This is a genomic window from Sulfitobacter sp. HI0129 (assembly GCF_001635395.1).
GTDB lineage: Bacteria > Pseudomonadota > Alphaproteobacteria > Rhodobacterales > Rhodobacteraceae > Sulfitobacter.
Window position 1 is genome coordinate 1 of record NZ_LWGH01000189.1, and the last position, 322, is coordinate 322.

Consider the following 322-nt stretch of genomic DNA (forward strand, 5'->3'; position numbering starts at 1 on the left):
GCATCTGTTCGCGCACGACGGAATGGATACCGTCTGCACCGACCAAAATGTCTCCCTGCATGCGCTCACCGCTTGCGAGCGTCAACACTACGCCGTCCGCGTCCTCGGTATAGGATGCAACCGTCGAATTGAGGTGAATGGCTCCGGGCTTCAGTTCTTCCACCCGATTGGCAAGGATGGAGTGAAGATCGGGACGGTAGACATGATAATAGGGTGCGCCGAACCTGTCTTCGTGCGGCTTTCCCAGAGGGATCGTGCTGATCACCTCGGCGGTGTCGAAGAGACGGAACTCCGTGCGCTCAGGACGGACAGCAACCTCTTC

The 322-nt window shown here is 58.4% G+C and carries 1 protein-coding gene; it reads right to left on the reverse strand.

Annotated features, from left to right (window positions below):
• Positions 1-322 (reverse strand): FAD-dependent monooxygenase (locus tag A3764_RS01940; protein WP_330220507.1); only part of this gene is annotated, 322 nt, incomplete at both ends.